Here is a 19,710-nt window from a genome sequence, read left to right on the forward strand (position 1 = left end):
GGGTGAGGGGTGAGGGGGCGGGCAAGGGCGCCCGCCCCCTGCTGGTTCTGCGGATCAGCCGCGACCCTTGAGCATCTGCTCGATGATGGGGGCGAGGATGACTTCCATGGCGAAGCCCATCTTGCCGCCCGGCACCACGATGCTGTTGCGGCGCGACATGAAAGAGCCCTGCAGCATGTTCAGCAGGTAGGGGAAGTCGACATCGAACTTCTTCGGATCGCGGAAACGGATTACCACGAAGGACTCGTCCGGCGTGGGGATGTCGCGGGCGATGAAGGGGTTGGAGGTGTCGACCGTCGGCACGCGCTGGAAGTTGATGTCGGTGCGCGAGAACTGCGGCGTGATGTAGTGCACGTAGTCGTGCATGCGACGCAGGATGGTGTCGACAATGGCCTCCGCCGAATAGCCGCGTTCGGCAGCGTCGCGGTGGATCTTCTGGATCCACTCGAGGTTGACGATGGGCACCACGCCGATCAGCAGGTCGACGTACTGGGCGACATTCGCAGTCTCTGTGACCACGCCGCCGTGCAGGCCTTCATAGAACAGCAGGTCGGTGCCGGGCGGGATCTCTTCCCACGGCGTGAACTCGCCGGGCTTCTGGCCGTAGGGTGCGGCCTCTTCCTCGCTGTGCAGGTAGTAGCGGCGCTTGCAGGCACCGGTCTCGCCGTAGGCCTTGAAGGTGGCCTCCAGTTCCTCGAACAGGTTGGCCTCGGGGCCGAAGTGGCTGAAGTGGGTGTTGCCCTCTTCCTCGGCCTTCTTCATGGCTTCCTTCATGGCGGCGCGGTCGTAGCGGTGGAAGCTGTCGCCCTCGACGACCAGCGGGTTGATGCCCTCGCGGCGGAAGATGTGCTCGAACGCGCGCTTGACGGTGGTGGTGCCGGCACCGGAGGAACCGGTCACGGCGACGATCGGGTGCTTCTTGGACATGGAGCTCTCCTCGAAAAAGGCTCTGGAACGGGATCCGAGGGCCCGGCCGGCACCGCCCGCCAGGCGAAAAACATTTTATAAACAACAGGTTGTTTTCTACGCGCGCGTTCGCGCCGCGGGTTGAACCGCGTATTGAACCACCTTTGCGGTACCCGGTACAAGCCGACGGGGCTTCCCCTTGGCGCCGTCGGGCGTAGGATGGAGACACGAGCCCGCCCCCGGCGCGGCGGTGACGGGCGCGAACAAGAATGCACCGGGCGCATGGGCCGCGTTCCTGCCTAGGCGGCCGGTCCCGGTTCGGGGGAACATCGATGCAGAGGCCATCCCCGGCACGAGCCGCACTGGAGCGGCTGACGCCCTTTCGCGCATGGCTTGGCGAGCTGCGTGATCCTTCGACCTGGAAGGCCGACCTGCCGGCCGGCATCACGGTGGCGCTGGTGCTGGTGCCGCAGTCCATGGCCTATGCCCAGCTCGCCGGCCTGCCGCCGCACATCGGCCTCTACGCCTCCTTCCTGCCGGTCATCGTTGCTGCCCTGTTCGGTTCCTCGCGCCAGCTCGCCACCGGACCCGTGGCCGTGGTCTCGCTGCTCACCGCCGCCGCGCTGGGGCCCCTCGCTGCCAGCGGCAGCGAGGGCTACCTGGCCTATGCCGCCATGCTGGCGCTGATGGTGGGTGGCTTCCAGATCCTGCTCGGCGCCTTCCGGCTCGGCATCCTGGTGGACTTTCTTTCCCATCCCGTGGTGGTCGGCTTTACCAATGGTGCCGCCATCATCATCGCCACTTCCCAGCTTTCCAGGCTTTTTGGCGTCACGGTGGAGAAGGCGGACCGGCATTACGAGACGGTATGGCGGGTGCTGGTGGCTGCGGTGCAGGGCACCCATCTGCCCACCATGATGATGGGCCTGGGCGCACTGCTGCTGATGCTGCTGTTGCGACGCTGGCGGCCGCAGTGGCCCTATGTGCTGGTGGCGGTCGTTCTTTCCACTGTGATTTCCTGGTCCATCGGATTTTCCCAGGAACGGCAGATCCGCGTGGAGCAGGTGGCCGACCCCGTGGTGGCCGGCCTGTTGCGTGACGAACTGGGTTTGCGCTCGACCCTGGATACCCTGCGTGCAGAGCTGGGGCGCCTGGAAGGCGAATGGGAGACCCTGCAAGCGCTTCACGGCGCGGATGACGATCGTACCCTGGCAGCGCTGCATGCCCGGAACAGCCTTGCCGACGACATTGCAGGGCTGGAGCGAAGGCTGAACACGGGATTTGCAGAGCTGCGCTCGGTGACCCTGGTGCTCAGCGACGAGACACCACCGCGCGCCTGGCTGGCGGACGATCTCCCGCCGGGTACCGCCAGGCTGGACGAGCGCGAGTGGCGCATCGTCGGCCTCGGTGACGAGGGAATCGTCGCCCTGCACAGCGGTGGCCGGGTCGTCGGCAGCATTCCCACGGGCTTGCCCGCCTTGCGCATGCCGGCGCTCGATCCCGGCATCATGCTCGAACTGCTGGCGGCCGCCATCACCATCGCCCTGATCGGGTTCATGGAGGCCATCGCGGTCGCCCGTGCCATGGCCGCCGAGACCCGCCAGCGGCTGGATACCAACCAGGAGCTGATCGGGCAGGGTCTGGCCAATGTCGCCTCCGGCCTGTTCCAGGGCTACGCCGTTTCCGGTTCCTTCTCGCGTTCCGCGGTGAACTTCTCGGCCGGCGCCCGCACTGCCCTGTCCAGTGTGGTGACCGGGAGCATGGTTGCACTCACCCTGCTGTTCCTGACGCCGCTGCTTTACCATCTGCCGCAGGCAGTGCTGGCGGCAGTGATCATCGTGGCGGTCGTCAATCTGGTGAAGATCGAGCCCATCCGCCATGCCCTGCATGTGCAGAAACACGACGGTATCGCGGCCATCGTGACCTTCCTGCTGGTGCTGGTGCTGGCCCCGCACCTGGAAATGGCCATCATCGCCGGCGTGGTGCTGTCGCTGGGCCTGTATCTCAACCGTACCATGCACCCCCGCTTCGTGGAGCTTGCCCTGCACCCCGACGGCACGCTGCGCGATGCCGATCTGCATGGCCTCGCGCGCGATCCGCATGTCGCATTCCTGCGTTTCGACGGTTCACTGTACTTCGCCAACTCCGGCTATTTCGAAACCCGGGTGCTGGAGGTGCTGGCCGACCATCCTGAGCTGCAGGTCATCGTGCTCGACGCCGAGGGCATCAACCAGATCGATGCCACCGGCGAGCAGATGTTGCGGGAGCTGGTGGCGCGACTCGGGACGGCCGGGGTGGCGTTGATGGTCATGGCCGCCAAGCATCAACTCATGTATGCCCTCGAACACAGCGGCTTCGTCGAATTGCTCGGCAGGGACCGTTTCTGTCGCACCTGGTACGAGGCCCTGGAATACATCGAACAGCACCTCGGTGTGGCGCTGGCCGATGATTCGCCGCTGCGCCGCTGGTCGGAGCGGGCACGCATCGTCAAGGGCGAGGCTGTAGAAAACACCGGCGGCGGAGAACAATAGCCACCGTCAGGCCGCGCCCGGCACCCGTGCGCGCCAGCCCGCATAGTGCACCAGGCCGGCAGCGGGCGGCAGGCAACTTGTTGTCCTGGTGGGCAATGAACCGGGATTTTGCCCGTGGCCCGGAGTACAATGTGTGCCCGCCCGCATCCTGCTGCGGCCCTGGCGGATTTTCGCTCGGCCTCGGGGGCGCTTCACGCAAGCCGTAGCGACGGCTACGGTTTGAGCACCAGCGCTTCCCGAGCCCGGCTGCAAATCCGCCATCATCCGCAGCTCCTGGTGCACTATGCGGGCTGGTTTTTTGCCGCGAGTCCAACGCCCATGCCGTCCTTTCCGTTGCGCAGCCTGTGGCTGCTTCCGCTGCTGCTCTGGCCCGGTTTCGGGCTGGCCTCCGAATCCGCCGCCGGCACGATCGACCTGACTGCACATCCGCTTGGTTACGCCGCGCTGACCCTGTTCGGCCTGGCCTATCTGCTGGTGATGGCCGAGGAGTTCACGCACCTGCGCAAGTCCAAGCCGGTGTTGCTGGCCGCCGGCATCATCTGGGCCCTGATCGCCTGGTATTACGGGCAGCACGGCGCGCCCGAGGCGGTCGAGGCGGCCATGCGCCACAACATCCTCGAATATGCCGAGCTGTTCCTGTTCCTGCTGGTGGCGATGACCTACATCAACGCCATGGACGAGCGGCTGGTGTTCGAGACCTTGCGTTCCTGGCTGGTGCGCAAGGGCTTCGGCTTCGGTTCCCTGTTCTGGATTACCGGCGTACTGGCCTTTTTCATCTCCCCGGTGGCCGACAACCTGACCACGGCGCTGCTGATGTGTGCCGTGGTCATGGCGGTCGGGGCGGGCAATCCGCGGTTCGTGGCCCTGGCTTGCATCAACATCGTGGTCGCGGCCAATGCCGGTGGCGCCTTCAGTCCCTTCGGCGACATCACCACCCTGATGGTCTGGCAGAAGGGGGTAGTGGCGTTCTGGGACTTCTTCGCCCTGTTCGTGCCGTCGGCGGTGAATTTTCTGGTGCCCGCCTTCCTGATGTACCTGGCCATCCCCCGCGAGCGGCCCCGGGCCGGCGGGGAACGGGTGATCATGAAGCGGGGTGCGCGTCGCATCATGCTGCTGTTCCTTGCCACTATCGCTACCGCGGTGCTGTTCCACAATTTCCTCTATCTGCCGCCGGTTGCCGGCATGATGACCGGACTGGCCTATCTGCAGTTCTTCGCCTACTACCTCAAGAAGACCTGCCGCAGGGAGGGGGTCTCCTGTACCGTCGAGGCCGGCGAGGAGATCGGTTCGCCGGTGGCCTTCGACATCTTCCGCATGGTGTCTCGTGCGGAATGGGACACCCTGCTGTTCTTCTATGGCGTCGTGCTCTGTGTCGGGGGGCTGGGTTTTCTTGGTTATCTGTCCCTGGCGTCCGATGTCATGTATCACCAGTGGGGGCAGACCGAGGCCAATGTCGCGGTGGGCGTGCTCTCGGCAATTGTCGACAACATTCCCGTCATGTTCGCCGTGCTGACCATGAACCCGGACATGTCCCAGGGACAGTGGCTGCTGGTCACCCTCACCGCGGGCGTCGGCGGCAGTCTGCTGTCGATCGGTTCCGCGGCGGGGGTGGCGCTCATGGGTCAGGCGCGAGGCGTCTATACCTTCTTTTCCCACTTGAAGTGGACGCCGGCCATCGCCCTTGGCTATGCCGCCAGTATCTGGGTGCACCTGTGGATGAATGCGCGGTTGTTTGGGTGAGGAGTGAGGTGTGAGGCGTGAGGAGGGGGCAGCGGCTTATCCGCTGCCGGCACCCGGCGCCTTTTCGTACACCAGGTCCCACACGCCGTGCCCCAGCCGGCGGCCGCGACGCTCGAATTTCGTTTCCGGCCGGTCGCCCGGGCCGGGCGCGAAGCGGCCGCGGCCGGCGGTGTTGCGGAAGCCGGGTGCCGCGTCCATGGTTTCCAGCATCTGCCGGGCATAGTCCTCCCAGTCGGTGGCCATGTGGAAGCGCCCGCCGGGGCGGAGCTTGCGACCGACCAGGTCGATGAAGGCCGGCTGCAGGATGCGCCGCTTGTGATGGCGCTTCTTGGGCCAGGGATCGGGAAAGAACAGCAGCACCCAGTCCAGCGTCTCGTCCTGTATCCGTTTTTCCAGCACCTCGACGGCATCGGCGCACAGTACCCGCACGTTGCCCAGCCCCAGCCGCTCGATTTCCAGCAACAGGTGGCCGACGCCGGGGCGATGCACCTCGATGCCGAGGAAGTCCTGATCGGGTGACGCCGCCGCCATCCGTGCCAGTGACTCGCCGTTGCCGAATCCGATTTCGAGGGTACGGGGCGCGCTGCGGCCGAACAGGGCATCGAGATCCAGCGGTGCATCACCGTCGGCCAGGCCCCAGCGCGGCAACAGGGTTTCGAGCGCACGCGCCTGCGAGCGGGTCAGTCGCCCCTCGCGGCGCACGAAGGAGCGTACGCGACGGGCGCGGGCAGGTAGACTGTCACGGGTCGGATTCATCGGGTGTTCGTCGCCTGGGCGAACGCGGAGTATAGGACAAAAGGGATTCCATGCGGGGAGTGGCGAACAGCATCCGGCGGATGCGCGGGCTGGCCGGCGTGTCGCTGCTGGGCCTCCTGTTCCTTGCGGCGCCGTTGCAGGCGGCGATCCGGGTCAGTGTCGAGGGGCTCGATGGCGAGCTGCTCGCCAATGTGGAGGCCCTGCTGAGCCTCAAGGCGCCGGATCTCGACCCCGGGCTGTCGGAGGTGCGGCTGCGCCAGCTGTTCGTGCGCGGGCGGCGCGAGATCGCCCGCGCGCTGGAACCCTTCGGCTACTATCGGCCGGTGATCGATGCCGACATGGCGCGTGACGGCAACGACTGGCGCATCCGCTACCGTGTCGATCCCGGTGAGCCGGTGCGAATCGAACGACTGCGGATTCAGATTCTCGGCGAAGGCGCAGAGGACCCGAAGCTCGGGGCGCCGGTCGACAAGCCCGGGCTGGCGGAAGGCGACGTTGCCGACCACCGCCGCTACGAGGCGCTGAAGCGCCGGCTGATGAACCGCGCGCTGGACCTCGGCTACCTGGAGGCGCGCTGGCAGACCAGCGAGCTGCGGGTGGACGCCGCCGCCGGCCGTGCCGAGGTGGTGCTGGTGCTCGAGACGGGGCCGCGCTTCCTGTTCGGTCCGGTGCGCTTTCCCGACGACGTGCCGCTGGACCGCGCCATGCTGCAGCGCTATGTGCCCTTCCGCGCCGGCGAGCCCTTCTCCAACCGCGGCCTGCTGGCCCTGACCCGTGCCCTCGAGGACAGCGACTACTTTGCCTCGGTCGAGGTGCATGCCGAGCCCGAACGGGCGATCAACCGGGCGGTGCCGGTGCGGGTCGAGCTGGTGCCGCGCAAGCGCCACAAGTACACCGCCGGCATCGGCTTCGGCACCGACACCGGCGCGCGTCTGCGGCTGGGCTGGGCGCATCGCCGCATCAATCGCGCCGGCCATCGCATGGAGGCGGGGCTGCGCCTGTCGCAGATCGGCCACGAGGCCAGCCTGGCCTACAGCATTCCGCTCAAGAACCCGCGCACCGACCGGGCGGTGATCGACGCCGCCACCCGGCGCAAGGAGACGGACACCAGCACCAGCCGCATTCGCCGCCTGGGCCTCAACCGAACCCGCGTGCTCGGTGACTGGTTGCAGACCCTGGCCGTTGAGTACCACGACGAGGACTTCGAGGTCGGCGGCGAGGCCGACAGCAGCCGGCTGTTGCTGCCGCAGGCCGGCTGGTCGCGGGTGCGCGCCGCCAAACGCATCGACCCGAGGCGGGGTGAGCGCGTCGACCTGTCCGTTCGCGGCAGTTGGGCCAGCCTGCTGTCCGACGTGAGCTTCCTGCAGTTGCGCGCCAGCGGCAAGTGGGTGCGCAGTCTCGGCGAACGCACGCGCCTGCTGACCCGCCTCGATGCCGGCACCACCTGGGCCAATGACTTCGCGGCCCTGCCCGCCTCGCTGCGGTTCTTCGCCGGAGGCGACCAGAGCGTGCGCGGCTTCGGCCTGAGCACCCTGGGTCCGACCGACAGCGACGGCCAGGTGGTGGGTGGCCGCCACCTGCTGGTCGGCAGTCTGGAGCTGGAACGGCAGGTGCGGGGACCCTGGCGGGCCGCGTTGTTCGTCGATGGCGGCAACGCCTTCGACGGCCTGCGGGACGACCTTGCCCTCGGCGCCGGCGTCGGTCTGCGCTGGGTCTCGCCGGTGGGTCCGCTGCGGGTGGACCTGGCCGTGGCCGTCTCCGAGCCCGAGCGGCCGCTGCGGCTGCACATCACCCTGGGGCCCGACCTGTGAGGCAGCGCTTCGCCTGGCTGCTGCCGCTGGGCACCGTCGCGCTGCTGCTGGCCGCGCTGGTCTGGCTGCTGGCCACGTCCTCCGGCCTCGGTGCTGTGCTGCGGCTGGCGGACGCCTGGAGCCCCGGGCGGCTGGTCGCGGATGGCTTCGAGGGGCGCCTGCTGGGGCCCTTGCGGCTGGATCGGCTCGTCTGGGAGGACGGCGACAGCCGCGTCCGGGTCGAGGCCGTCGAGCTGGACTGGTCACCCTCGGCGCTGCTGCGGGGGCGGGTGCGCATCGAACGGCTGCGGCTTCAGGCCCCCCGGGTCGAACTGCCGGCACCGGCCGAGGCCGCCGGTCCGACCGGGGTGCCCGAGTTCCGCTCGCCACTGCCGGTCGATATCGAGGCGCTCGAGATCGAACGGGCCGAGGTTCGCCGGGGTGGCGAGCCGCCGTTGCGCATCGATCGCTTCACCCTGGCCGCCAGGCTGGTGGCGGACGCGCTGCGCATCCGCGGGCTGACGCTGGCCAGCGATGCCGGGCGGCTGTCGCTGCGCGGCCGGCTGGGCCTGTCGGCGCAGGCCGCGACCGATCTCGCCGCAGACCTGGCCGCGCGGGTCGGCGAACGCGACTGGGCGCTGGCGGCGCGGCTGAAGGGTGACCGCAGCGCGCTGGCGGTCGAGTCGACCCTGTCAGCGCCGGCCAAGGTGCGACTCGGCGGCACCATCGAGCAACCGCTCGCGGCCCCGCGATTCGACCTGGCCCTGGAGCTGGCGGAGACGCCGCTGTCGGCCTTCGGCGACGGCCTGCCGCCCGATCGTCTGGCCGCAGCGCTGCGCCTTGAGGGTACCTCCGACGCCCTGCGGCTGGGCGGGCGACTGGTCCCCGCGAGCGGCCCCCTGGCCGCGGGCGGGCCGGTGACGGTCGGGATCGACGCGATCCGCGAGGCCAATGGCGCCTGGGCGTTGCGCCCCGCCCGGCTGGCGCAGGGCGAGGCCCGGCTCTCGCTTGATGGGTACCTGCGGCCGGACGGTGGCTTCGTCGCCGATCTCGGCTGGACGGCGCTGGCCTGGCCGCCGGGCGAGGCGCGCCTGCGCAGCCCCGAGGGACGGCTGCGGGTCGCCGGCAACGTTCGGGACTATCGGTTCGAGGGTGGTTTCACGCTGGCCGGCACGGCGGTCCCGGAGGGCCGCTGGCGGCTGGCCGGAACGGGCGGCGAGTCGAGGCTCGCGCTGAGTCGGCTGGCGATCGACACCCTCGGCGGTCGCATCAGCGGCGAGGGGCATCTGGCCTTCGCGGAGGGACGCGTCGGCGAGGCCGCGCTGGCCTGGCAGGATCTGGACCCGGGGCGGCAGTGGCCGGACTGGCCGGGCCGGCTGTCCGGGCGCGCGCGGCTTTTGCTCACGGCCGAGGGCGAGGTGCTGGCGCTGGAGACGCTCACCGGCGAACTGCGCGGGCAGGCACTGTCCGGCAAGGGGCGACTGAGCCGGCTCGCGGGCGTGCCCCGCGCCGAGGGCCTGGAACTCGCCGCAGGCGACAACCGGCTGCGCGTCGATGGCCGCCTGGGCCGCCAGGCGAACCTGCGTTGGCAACTGGCGGCGCGGGATCTTTCCGCACTGGCGCCCGGCTGGTCGGGGCGGCTGGAGGGCCAGGGCCGGGTCACCGGCAGCGGGTCGCGGATACAGCTTGCCGGCGAGCTGCAGGGCGAGGCGCTGGCCGGGGCCGGCGTGCGCGTCGGCACCCTCTCGGGTCGTTTCGAGGCCAGCCCCGGGCGCCCGGATGGACCGGTAGCCGGGCGCTTCGATCTGCAGCGGCTGCAGATCGGCGGCCGCCACCTCGACACGGCCCGGCTGGATCTCGAGGGCACCAGGGCTGCCCACCAGGCCCGCCTGCAGGCCGAGGGGTCGAGCCACCGGCTGCTGCTCGCGGCCAGCGGCGGCTGGCAGCAGGGTGGCTGGACGGGGCGACTGGCGCAGCTCGACGCGCGTCTGCCGGAGGCGGGCGAATGGGTGCTGGAGGCGCCGGTTGCGCTGGCCTGGTCGCCGGCGCGATTGCGCCTGGATGCGGCCTGCTGGCGGCAGGACCCGGCGCGTCTGTGCCTGGCGCCGCTCGCGGCCGACCTGGCGCAGGGCAGCGGCAGCACCGGCTTCCGGCTGTCCGACTGGCCGCTGGCCGGGCTTGCGCCCTGGTTGCAGCCGGGGGTCGATCTGGAAGGCAGCCTGTCTGCTGACGGCCGGTTGGCCTGGGGTGCGGCCACGCTGGAGGCCGAGGTCTCGCTGCAGGCGCCGCCGGGTGTGCTGCACTGGGGCGAGGCCGGGGCCCGCGAGTCGCTGGCCTTCGAAGGGTTGTCGGGCAATTTCCGGATTCAGGGCGACGAAGCCCGCGCCGAGGCCCGCCTGAGACTCGGCGGCGCCGACCGGCTCGCGGCCCGGGTCGATGCCCGCCGCCAGGGGGCGGCCTGGCGGCTGGACGGCGACGCCGCTCTGTCGCTGGCCCGGCTGGACTTCCTCGCGGCCTTCGTGCCCGCCCTGAGCGAGCCGCGCGGCCGGGTCCAGGGCCGCCTGCGCATCGCAGGCACCCTGGCGTCGCCGCGGCTGCAGGGACGGCTCGCGCTCAGCGAGGGCAACGCACGGGTGGTGCCGCTGGGCATCCGCCTCGCCGATGTCGGTCTGCGGCTGGAGGGCGATGCGCGGGGCGGCTACCGGCTGGCGGGCAGCCTGCATTCCGGGGGTGGCCGGCTCGATGTGAACGGACGGCTGGCGCCGGCGGCGGCCGGTAGCGGGGTCTGGGCTGGCACATTGCGCCTCGGTGGCGAAAACTTCCTCGCGATGGACAACAGCGAGGCCAGCGCCCGCGTCACGCCCGACCTGCGCCTGGATATCCGGGGGCGCGAGCTGCGCCTTGGCGGTACCGTCACCGTGCCGGAGGCGAGGCTGACGCCGCAGGACTACGAGGGGGCAGTGGCCCCCACCCGCGACCTGGTGCGCCTCGATATCGAAGGCGATGCCGAACCGCGCTGGCGCGTCTACAGCCAGGTGCGGCTGGTGCTGGGCAAGGACGTCCGCTTCGACGGCTTCGGCCTCAAGGCGCGCATCGACGGCACGCTCGACGTCTGCGACGAGCCGCGGCGGGCGACCCGCGCCCGCGGCCAGCTCGAAATCCACGACGGCACCTATACGGCCTACGGGCAGGATCTCAGGATCGAGAGCGGGCGGCTGCTCTATGCCGGCGGCCCCATCGACAACCCGGCACTGGACGTGCGCGCCACCCGCAAGACGGGCGATGTGACCGCGGGTGTGCAGGTCAGCGGCACCCTGCAGGCGCCGGAGATGGCGCTCTTTTCCAGCCCGCCCATGGCCCAGGCCGATGCCCTGTCCTACCTGCTGGTGGGCCGGCCGCTGTCCGGCGCCTCGGCCTCCGAGGGCGAGCTGCTGGCGCAGGCCGCCGCCTCGCTGGGACTGAAGGGCGGCAACCTGATCGCCGAGCGTATCGCCGGCACCATTGGCCTGGACGAGCTCAGTGTCACCGGCGGCAACGGCGCGGCCGATGCCGCCGTGGTCATCGGCAAGTACCTGTCGCCGAAACTCTACATCAGCTACAGCGTCGGGCTGTTCGAGGCGGTCAGCCGTTTCCGCCTGCGCTATACCCTGAGCCGCCGCCTCACCCTGCAGACCGAGGCCGGGACGGCCACCGGGGCCGATCTGCTGTGGCACATCGAGCGCTGAATGTGACCCCGGCGGGATGGCGGCGTCCCTGCGGGCTGGGGTCGGCGCCGGAACTGGTGTACCTTCGATCGCGGTCTGCCCTGACTCGCGGGCCAGGACACCGAGGAAGCTGCCTGCATGTTCGAGGAACTGATGCCCACGCTGGAAGTCTGGCTGGCGGCCCTGCGCCAGGCCGACACCTGGTGGCAGATGGGCGTGCTGCTGCTCGCCGCCGGCGGTGCCTGGCTGGTCAACCGCACCCTGGGTGTCCAGCTGCGGCGGGGCGGCGAGGCGGCGGCCGAGCATCACCGGCTGCGCGAGCTGTCGCTGAAGGCGGGGCGGCGCATCCTGTTTCCACTGTCCATGCTGCTCGGTGTGTTCGTGGGGCGCGCTGTGCTCAAGCGCCTGGAACTGCCGGCCCAGCTCCTGGACATTGCCGTGCCGCTGCTGGTGTCGCTGGCCGCCATCCGCACCCTGGTCTATGCGCTGCGCAAGGGCTTCACTCCGGGGCCCGCGGTGAAGGCCTGGGAGAACCTGATCGCCACCAGCATCTGGGTGCTGGTGGCCCTGCATCTGCTCGGCTGGCTCGACCCGGTGATGGAGGCACTCGATGGCGTGGCCTTCGAGCTGGGCAAGACCCGCATCTCCCTGCTGGCGGCGCTGAAGCTGGTGACCCTGATCGGCGTGCTCTGGGTAGCCGCCTTCTGGTTGTCCGGCGCCATCGAGCGGCGCATGGCACGGTCGAGCTATCTCAGCCCGGCCATGCGCGTCGGGCTGTCCAAGATCAGCAAAGTGATGCTGCTGACCCTGGCCTTCCTGCTGGCACTGGACGCGGTCGGCATCGACCTGACTGCGCTCACCGTGTTCGGCGGTGCGCTGGGTGTCGGTCTCGGCTTTGGCCTGCAGCGGATCGCCAGCAACTTCATCAGCGGCTTCATCCTCATCTTCGACCGCTCCATCCGGCCGGGTGACGTGGTCAGCATCGGCAACAAGTTCGGCTGGGTACAGGAGCTGCGCGCGCGCTACATCGTGGTCAAGGACCGCGATGGCGTGGAAACCCTCATACCCAACGAGAACCTGGTCACCTCGGAGGTGATCAACTGGAGCTACTCGGATCGCAACGTGCGCCTCAAGATCCCGGTGCAGATCAGCTATGGCGACGATCCGGAGCGGGCGATGGCAATCATGATCGAGGCCGCGCGCAACACGCCGCGCGTGCTCAAGGACCCGCCGCCGGTCGCGCGGCTGATGGCGTTCGGCGACAACGGTATCGCGCTGGAGCTGCGGGTCTGGATCAACGATCCGTCGAATGGCATCAGCAATGTGCGATCGGATGTGAACCTGGGCATCTGGCACGGCTTCCGGGAGGCCGGTATCACCATTCCCTTCCCGCAGCGCGACCTGCATGTGAAGGGGGCGGTCAGCGTCCAGTCGCTCGGCGACTGAACGACCTCATTGGGCGTATCCGGCACCGGACTCGGGAGGGGGCGGGCGGTTGCCGCGGAATCCACGAGAGCCGTCAAAGTGATGGATGCGGGGGGCGTCCATCCGTGTCGTCCGTGGCGCTGTTGCGGGGTTCTGATGGGCACGCTTCGCTTTGCCCATCCTACCGGGGTGACTTTTCTTTGCGCGGCCGGGGAAGGGTAACCAAACGAAAGGCAGCGCCGCTACTGCCCCCTTCGGGTGTCCTGGTCTGGTCACGAGCCACCCCGGCATTTGATTCAGTCCGTGCCTTCCGTGTCGTCCGTGGCGCTGTTGCGGGGTTCTGATGGGCACGCTTCGCTTTGCCCATCCTACCGGGGTGACTTTTCTTTGCGCGGCCGGGGAAGGTAACAAAACGAAAGGCGGCGCCGCTACTGCCCCCTTCGGGTGTCCTGCTCTGGTCACGAGCCACCCCGGCATTTGATTCAGTCCGTGCCTTCCGTGTCGTCCGTGGCGCTCTTGCCTGCGAGGCCGTGCCGTTTCCCGGGTTGCTGGACGCTTCGCCCGGGCCACACTCCACGCCTTACTCAAAGAAACATTCCGTCCAGCGGCGAGGAGGCGCTGGCAAAGCGCTTGCGCGGAATGCGGCCGGCGCGGAAGGCCTCGCGGCCGGCCTCGATGGCCTTCTTCATGGCCGAGGCCATCAGCACCGGGTCCTGCGCACCGGCAATGGCGGTGTTCATGAGCACGCCGTCGCAGCCGAGTTCCATGGCGATGGCGGCGTCGGAGGCGGTGCCCACACCGGCGTCGACCAGGATCGGCACCGAGGCATTTTCGACAATGGTGAGGATATTGTAGGGATTGCGGATGCCGAGCCCGGAGCCGATGGGTGCCGCCAGCGGCATCACGGCGACGCAGCCCATGTCCTCGAAGCGTTTCGCGAGGATGGGGTCGTCGTTGGTGTAGACCATGACCCTGAAGCCGTCGCGGATCAGCACCTCGGCGGCCTCCAGGGTCTGGATGACGTCGGGAAACAGGGTCTTCTCGTCGCCGAGCACTTCCAGTTTCACCAGGTCGTGGCCGTCGAGCAGCTCCCGGGCCAGCCGGCAGGTGCGGATGGCATCCTCGGCGCTGTAGCAGCCGGCGGTGTTGGGCAGATAGGTGTAGCGGTCCGGCGGCAGCACGTCCAGCAGGCTGGGCTCGTTCGGATCCTGGCCGATGTTGGTGCGGCGGATGGCGACGGTGATGATCTCCGCGCCGCTGGCCTCGACCGCATGGCGGGTTTCTTCCAGATCCTTGTACTTGCCGGTGCCCACCAGCAGCCGCGAGCGGTAGGCGGTGCCGCCGATCATCAGCGGATCGTCGTGGGCGGGGGTGTCGGTACTCATCACGCTGGACATGGTTGCTCGGGCTCCGGTGCTGGGCGACTCAGCCGCCGCCGATGGCCTGGACGATCTCGACCCGGTCGCCCGGCTGGAAGCGGTGTTCGGCGAAACGGCTGCGGGGGAGAATCTCTCGGTTGACTTCCACCGCCAGACGTCGCTCCGCCAGCCCCAGTTGCTCGATGAGCTGCTGCGCGGTGGTGGTGTCGTCGATCTCGCGCGGCTCGCCGTTGAGCAGGATTTCCATCAGGGGGTCTCGGTGAATCGTCGGGAAAGCCGGGATTCTACACCAAACTTGATCCGCCGCGTCCGCCATGGACACAATGCCGGACCCCGAAAGCGCCGGAAACCCCATGAAACAAGCCGCATTTCCCGACTTCGATCCGGCTGGCCTCAGCGAGGATGTGATTCCGGTGGAGGTGGCCGGCACCCTCGACGGCCTGTTTCGCGAGCGCGTGCGCCGTTCGCCCGACGCGCCCGCGTATCACCGCCACGACTGCGGGCAGGGCTGGTGCACGCTGAGCTGGCGCGACATGGAAACCGAAGTGGCGCGCTGGCGCGATGCGCTGGCGGCCGAGGGCCTGAGGCCGGGTGACCGGGTCGCGGTGCTGCTGCGCAACTCGCCCGAGTGGGTGATGTTCGACCAGGCCGCGATGAGCCTGGGGCTGGTCGTCGTGCCACTGTATCTGGACGACCGGCCCGACAACGCAGCCTACATTCTGAAGGATTCCGACACCCGGCTGCTGGTGGTGCAGTCCATCAGCCACTGGCGGCGCCTTGACGAGGCCATCGAGCAGGTCGAGGGGCTGCAACGCGTGGTGCTGGTGGAAGGCGAGGTCCCCGGGGCCAGCGAGCGGGTGCGGGCGCTGGCCGACTGGCTGCCCGCGCGGGGCGGGCACACCGCACCGCGGCCGGGAGATCCGAAGGGGCTGGCCTCCATCGTCTATACCTCCGGTACCACCGGCCGGCCCAAGGGCGTGATGCTCAGCCATCACAACATGCTCTCGGTGGCGCATGCCGCGCTGACCATGATCGATGTCTACCAGCAGGACCTGTTCCTGTCCTTCCTGCCGCTGTCGCACACGCTGGAGCGTACCGGCGGCTACTATCTGCCCATGATGGCAGGCGCCTCGGTGGCCTACGCCCGGTCGGTGAACCACCTGCCCGAGGACCTGCGCAGCGTCCGTCCCACTGCGCTCATCGCCGTGCCGCGTATCTTCGAGCGGGTCTATCTGCGCATCCATGACCAGCTCGCCGGCCAGTCGCGACTGAAGCAGGCCCTGTTCCGGGCCACGGTCAACGTGGGCTGGCACCGTTTCGAGCGCAGCCAGGGCCGCGCCGGCTGGCGACCGAAGCTGCTGTTGTGGCCGCTGCTGGAGCGACTGGTCGCGAGGCGGGTGGTGCAGGCACTGGGCGGCCGGCTGCGGGCCGCGGTCAGCGGCGGCGCCGCCATCCCCTTCCCGGTCGCGCGCACCTTCATCGGTCTGGGCGTGCCGCTGCTGCAGGGTTATGGCCTGACCGAGGCCAGTCCGGTGATTTCGGTCAACACCTTCGAGGACAACGACCCCGCCAGCGTCGGCGTGCCGCTGCGCGGCACCGAGGTGCGCATCGGCGAGCAGGACGAGCTGCTGGCGCGCGGTCCCGGCGTCATGCTCGGCTACTGGAACAACCATGCCGCCACCCGGCAGGTGATCGACGCCGAGGGCTGGCTGCACACGGGCGACCAGGCCCGCATCGAGCGCGGCCACATCTATATCACCGGCCGCATCAAGGACATCCTGGTACTGTCCAACGGCGAGAAGGTGCCGCCGGGGGACATGGAATCGGCCATTCTGCTCGACAGCCTGTTCTCGCAGGTGCTGGTCGTCGGCGAGGGCAGGCCCTGCCTGGCGGCGCTGGTGGTACTGGATCCGGAGCACTGGTTCGGCCTCGCCAGGGAGGCGGGCGTCGACCCCATGGACCCCGCCAGTCTCGAGAACGACCGGGTCAAGCAGACGGTGATCCGCCGTATCCGCGCCTGCCTGCACGACTTCCCGGGCTATGCCAAGATCCGGCGCGTATCGCTCAGCCTGGAGCCCTGGACCATGGACGACGACCTGCTCACCCCCACCCTCAAGGTCAAGCGGGCGAAGGTCATCGAGCGCTTCGCCGACCGCATCGAGCGGATGTACGGCTGACGCCGGGTGTTTCTGCGGGTCCGGCACTGCGGGCTTGCCACCCCGGCACCGCTGCGCGACCATGGCCCAACGGGAAGGCAGGCCATAACAACAGGGGGAGACCATGAAGGCCATCGATCTGCGCGTTTCGCTGCTGGTGCTCGCACTGGCCGCACAGCCGGCACTGGGCAAGGACTTCGTGGCCGAGGCCCGGGCCCATCTCGCTCGCGGGGATACCGCCGCAGCGGTCATCGAGCTCAAGAACGCCCTGCAGGACAGGCCCCGCGACGTCGAGGCCCGGCTGCTGCTGGGCGAGACCTATCTCAAGCAGGGCGACGGCAGGGCGGCAGCCAAGGAGCTGTCGCGTGCCCGGGATCTGGGCGCGCCCGAGGCGCGCTGGCGGGTGCCCCTGGTGCGGGCCTGGCTGCTGGCCGGGGAACCGCAGCGCGCGCTCGATGCCGCCGGCGGCGAGGAACCGCCCCTGCCCTGGGGCCCGACCCTGGTCGCCCTGCGCGGCCAGGCCCTGCTGATGCTCGGCAAGGTCGAGGAGGCCGAGCAACAGCTCGCCCGTGCCGTGGAACGGGAACCGGACAATGTCGATGCCCGGCTCGCCTACGGGCGGCTGGTGTTCGCCCGCGGCCAGTTCGGGCAGGCAAAACGCTATGCCGAGAAGGCGCTGGAAGGCGACCCCCAACGGGCCGAGGCCTGGCTGCTGATCGGCGAGGCGGAGCGCAACCAGGGTAACCTGGATGCCGCGGCGGAGGCCTTCACCCGCGCGCTGAAGGTACAACCCGGCCACACGGGCGCGCTGCTGGCACGTGCCGCGGTCAACCTGCTGCGCAACGACCTCGATGCCGCCGAGGCCGACGTCCGGGCCAGCCGCACGGCCGCCGGTTTCACCCTGATGGGCACGCATCTCAGGGCCGTGATCGCGCTGCGCCGGGGCAAGCTGGAACGGGCCCGCGAGCTGGCCGACAAGGTGCTGGCGGCCAATCCCCAGTTCATGCCCGCGCGGCTGCTTGCTGGCATGGTGGCCTTCAACCAGGGTCAGCCCGAGACGGCGCAGAAGCATCTGTCCACCTACCTGGCGGCCGTTCCGGGCGATGCCCAGGCCATCAAGCTGCTGGCCGCCACCTACCTGCAGCTCGGCCAGCCCGCGGAGGCGGTGAACGTGCTTCAGGGTGTGCCCGGGGGCGGCGGCGACGATGCCGGCATCCAGGCCCTGCTGGGCATGGCCCAGCTGCGGCTCGGTCACTACGAGGAGGCCACGCAGCACCTGGAAGCCGCCGCCCGCCTGGATCCCGAGAATCGCGGCCTCAAACAGCAGCTCGCCCTCGGCCTGCTCGGCTCGGGGCAGACCGAGGCTGCCGCCAGCCTGCTGGAAAAGACAGTCGACCTGGCCGGGGATCCCACCGATACCGCGGTGCTGCTGGTGCTCACCCGGCTGAAGGAAAAGCAGTATCCGCAGGCGCTGGAGGCCGCGCGCGCCCTGCGCGAGCGCCAGCCCGACAGCCCGGTGGCCGAGGATCTGCTCGCCGGCGTGCAGGCCATCATGGGTGACAGCGAGGCCGCCCGCGCCGGCTGGCAGGCGGCGCTGAAGAAGGATCCGGACTATGCCCCGGCCTATCTCAAGCTGGCGCGGCTGGCCGCCACCCAGGGCCGCCTGGACGAGGCCGAGCGCCATCTGCGCGCGCTGCTCGAGCGCAATCCGAAACATGCCGAGGCCATGATGGAACTGGCACAGGTCGCCGAGCGGCGCGGCGACCGTGAAGGGCGCGGGCGCTGGCTGGAAAAGGCCCGGCAGGCCGACCCGGATTCGATTGCGGCGGCGGTCATGCTCGCCCGCCATCATCTGGTCAGCGGCGAGCCGCTCAAGGCACTCGACGTCGCCCAGGCCGCCGAGAAGAGCCATCCGAAGAATCCGGCGGTGCTGGAAGTGCTGGGTCAGGCCCGTCTGGCAGCGGGGGAGACGGCCAGTGCCGTCAACGTCTTCCGGCAGCTGGTGGCCCTGCAGCCCGACAACCCCCGCGCCCACTTCCTGCTTGGTCAGGCGCTGTACCGCGATGGCGGCCTGGCGCGGGCACGCCCCGCCTGGAAGAAGGCGCTGGAGGTCGCGCCCGGCTATCCGGATGCCCTCGGCGCCCTGGCCGAAGCGGCGCTGGCCGAGAAGGATCTGGAGGCCGCGAAGCGCTACATCGACCAGCTCAAGTCCGCCCATCCGGACGAGCCCGCCGGCTATTACCTGGAGGGCGATGCCCTCACACTGGCCGGCGACCATGCCGCTGCCGCGGCGGCCTTCGCCGAGGCGCTGAAACGGGGCGGCGGGGCGGTGGTGGCGCGGCGCCACTACCAGGCCCTGCGCGCGGCCGGCGATGCCGAGCAGGCCGAGCGGGCGCTCACCGACTGGCTGAAGACCCATCCCGACGACGCCGGATCCTGGGCCCTGCTGGGCATGGGCCGCCAGGAGGATGGTCGTCCTGCCGAAGCCATAGACGCCTACGAAAGGGCGGTGGCCGCCGGGCCGGTGGGGATCGTGGTGCGCAACAATCTGGCCTGGCTGTACCAGGAGGCCGGCCAGTCGGCGAAGGCGCTGGCCCTGGCCGAGGCGATGGCGCCCGAAGCCGAGCGTCATCCCGAGGTACTGGATACCGTGGGCTGGATCTATCTCCGGAACGGCCGCGCCGAGGAGGCCGTTACCCTGCTGCGCAAGGCCGTGGCGCGCGCGCCGCACCTGCCGGTGATTCGCGTGCATCTCGCCGAGGCGCTGATCGCCAGCGGCCGTGGCGACGATGCCCGGCGCGAGCTGCAGAATGCCCTCCAGCGTGGTGATTTCCCCGGGCGCGCGCGGGCCGAGTCGCTGCTCGAGTCGCTCTAGTCCGCTTCCGGCCTGGGGGAAGATGCGGGTGGGCAGGGCTTTACAAGTTCCGTCCTGGCCACGGACAATAGGCCGACATCGCGGGTGTAGTTCAATGGTAGAACCTCAGCTTCCCAAGCGTGCGACACGAGTCGCGAGGTCGTCGGCCTCTCACCACGCTGCATCTTCGGGTGCTTGAAGAGTGAGGAACCGACAAGCCTCCTCCAATGGTCATTTCCGACCACGGAGGAAAGCGGCGAAGGCCGTGTAAGCAATTGTCCAGCGGTGAAATACCGTAGTGGACCGGGTGTCCAGCCACCCGTAGCCTAGGGGCAGTGCAAGACTGGTAACGGTCTTGTGCGAAGCGCCCTGACAACGTAGCCACCCCGCGGGGTACGCCACGCCCCGCGAGGGGCGCGGTGTGATCCGGGAGACGCACCCGGTGAGGAGCCAGGCTGGGTTGAAGGGTCAG

The 19,710-nt window shown here is 69.4% G+C and carries 11 protein-coding genes; 7 read left to right on the forward strand and 4 right to left on the reverse strand.

All coding sequences use genetic code 11. The features are described from left to right. Positions 1–54 precede the first annotated feature (54 nt). Complete coding sequence (locus MVF76_RS03120; protein ID WP_297527331.1) at positions 55–927, reverse strand: phosphoribulokinase; 873 nt, start codon at positions 925–927, stop codon at positions 55–57. 311 nt (positions 928–1,238) lie between these two features. On the opposite strand from MVF76_RS03120, the gene MVF76_RS03125 reads away from it, so the two are divergent. Both MVF76_RS03125 and nhaD read left to right on the forward strand, forming a co-directional pair. Continuing rightward, entirely contained in the window at positions 1,239–3,434 is a 2,196-nt protein-coding gene (locus MVF76_RS03125) for a SulP family inorganic anion transporter (RefSeq protein WP_297527332.1), read from the forward strand. A 318-nt stretch (positions 3,435–3,752) separates the two neighbouring features. Further along, positions 3,753–5,174, forward strand: coding sequence for a sodium:proton antiporter NhaD (gene nhaD, locus MVF76_RS03130; protein WP_297527333.1), 1,422 nt, complete (start codon positions 3,753–3,755; stop codon positions 5,172–5,174). Positions 5,175–5,210: 36 nt separating this feature from the next. On the opposite strand, the gene trmB is transcribed toward nhaD, so the two are convergent. Continuing rightward, positions 5,211–5,930 (reverse strand): tRNA (guanosine(46)-N7)-methyltransferase TrmB, encoded by a 720-nt coding sequence (gene trmB / locus MVF76_RS03135; RefSeq protein ID WP_297527334.1) that lies wholly within the window; start codon positions 5,928–5,930, stop codon positions 5,211–5,213. Between the two features lie 59 nt (positions 5,931–5,989). Between trmB and MVF76_RS03140 the strand changes: the two genes are divergently transcribed. From MVF76_RS03140 to MVF76_RS03150, 3 genes are all read left to right on the forward strand, one after another. Further along, positions 5,990–7,741: an autotransporter assembly complex protein TamA gene (locus tag MVF76_RS03140; protein WP_297527335.1), complete on the forward strand. Its 1,752-nt coding sequence runs from the start codon at positions 5,990–5,992 to the stop codon at positions 7,739–7,741. Then, entirely contained in the window at positions 7,738–11,445 is a 3,708-nt protein-coding gene (locus tag MVF76_RS03145; protein WP_297527336.1) for a translocation/assembly module TamB domain-containing protein, read from the forward strand. Before MVF76_RS03140 ends, MVF76_RS03145 begins: the two co-directional genes overlap by 4 nt. Positions 11,446–11,562: 117 nt before the next feature. After that, positions 11,563–12,870, forward strand: coding sequence for a mechanosensitive ion channel family protein (locus tag MVF76_RS03150; protein WP_297527337.1), 1,308 nt, complete (start codon positions 11,563–11,565; stop codon positions 12,868–12,870). 563 nt (positions 12,871–13,433) lie between these two features. Here MVF76_RS03150 and MVF76_RS03155 read toward each other — a convergent pair. After that, positions 13,434–14,234, reverse strand: a complete 801-nt coding sequence (locus tag MVF76_RS03155) for a thiazole synthase (protein ID WP_297527372.1) — start codon at positions 14,232–14,234, stop codon at positions 13,434–13,436. 40 nt (positions 14,235–14,274) lie between these two features. Further along, the gene (gene thiS / locus MVF76_RS03160) at positions 14,275–14,475 is read right to left on the reverse strand and encodes a sulfur carrier protein ThiS (RefSeq protein WP_297527338.1); all 201 of its coding nucleotides are present in this window, start codon (positions 14,473–14,475) and stop codon (positions 14,275–14,277) included. Between the two features lie 106 nt (positions 14,476–14,581). On the opposite strand from thiS, the gene MVF76_RS03165 reads away from it, so the two are divergent. Next, positions 14,582–16,405 (forward strand): AMP-dependent synthetase/ligase, encoded by a 1,824-nt coding sequence (locus MVF76_RS03165; protein ID WP_297527339.1) that lies wholly within the window; start codon positions 14,582–14,584, stop codon positions 16,403–16,405. Positions 16,406–16,508: 103 nt separating this feature from the next. Further along, complete coding sequence (gene prsT, locus MVF76_RS03170) at positions 16,509–19,259, forward strand: XrtA/PEP-CTERM system TPR-repeat protein PrsT (protein WP_297527340.1); 2,751 nt, start codon at positions 16,509–16,511, stop codon at positions 19,257–19,259. The last annotated feature ends 451 nt before the right edge of the window (positions 19,260–19,710 follow it).

This window comes from Thiohalobacter sp., from assembly GCF_027000115.1.
Classification (GTDB): Bacteria; Pseudomonadota; Gammaproteobacteria; order Thiohalobacterales; family Thiohalobacteraceae; genus JALTON01.